Origin of the sequence: Variovorax sp. KK3 (assembly GCF_001984055.1) — a bacterium.
In the GTDB taxonomy this organism is placed as follows: domain Bacteria; phylum Pseudomonadota; class Gammaproteobacteria; order Burkholderiales; family Burkholderiaceae_C; genus Variovorax.
Map to the genome: position 1 here is coordinate 1 of NZ_LYVO01000184.1, position 1,058 is coordinate 1,058.

Sequence of the window (1,058 nt, forward strand, 5' to 3'; positions counted from 1 at the left end):
AGGTAGATGTACTGCGTGCTGCCCGCGCTGTTGGCGCCGCCGGTACCGGTCTCCGAGAGCAGGCTGCCCTCTTCGTCGTACATGAACGCGTAGCCCTGCTTCTCCGCCTCGTTCGCACCCGGCCCCCACAGCGTCGTGAAGAACCCGACGAGGCTCTGGAAGAACCCCGGGTCCTTCTCGTCCCCTTCGCTCGGCGCATACAGCGGCTCGGTCTTGAAGACGCGCTGCCCCAGCAGGTTGTGCGCATAGCGCGTCGTCGGGCTCCTGTCCGTGGCACCGGTCGTGACCGCGCTCAAGCGTCCCTCGGCGTCGTAGCTGTACGTCCGAAGGCCGTCGCTGGTCATGCCCCCATTGGCGTCGTAGCCGTAGCGGATGCGGGTCGTGGTGCCGCCCAGGGTCTGCGTGAAGCCCTCGATCCGGTTGCTGTCCGCCGGCACGGCGTAGTCGCGGGTGGTCGTCTGGCCGTTTCGCGTCAGGCTGCTGCCGGTGCGGTTGCCGTTGGCGTCGTAGGTGAAGCTGGCTTGGTGATCGGGGCCGTTGAATCGCACGACGCGACCCACGGCGTCGTATCCGATGTACGAAACCACATTCAGCTGCGCGATGCCCGCTTCGGCCGGATTCGTGCTCGACGGCACGAAGAGCTTCTGCGTCAGGCTGGTGATGCGCCCGGCGGCGTCCCAGGTGTAGCTGGAGAACTCGGTCTGCGTCAGCCGTGCCGCGGTGTCGTAGGTGCGGTTGGCGCGCACGCCCGGCGCGAAGGCCCAGGTCCAGGCGGTGGGCTGGCCCATCGGATTCCAGGTGATGCCGGTGACGAGCGGATTGCCGTTCCAGTTCAGCTGGATCAGTCGGCCGGTCGCGTCGTAGCCCAGGCCGAGGATGCTGCCGCCGGGATAGGTGATGCTGGCCAGCAGACCCGCGGATGTGAAGCCATAGCCGATCTGTTGACGGAAGCCGTTGGCGAGCGCCTGCGTCTTGGCGGTCACCCGGCCGTAGATGTCGCGGGTGTAGGTCGTGGTGCCGCTGCGGTCGGTGAAGGAGCTCAGGTGCCCGATGGAATT

1 pseudogene is annotated in these 1,058 nt (G+C 67.2%); it reads right to left on the reverse strand.

What is annotated here, in order from left to right:
- Window positions 1–1,058, reverse strand: a pseudogene (locus B0W80_RS34055) (RHS repeat protein); the annotation flags it as partial.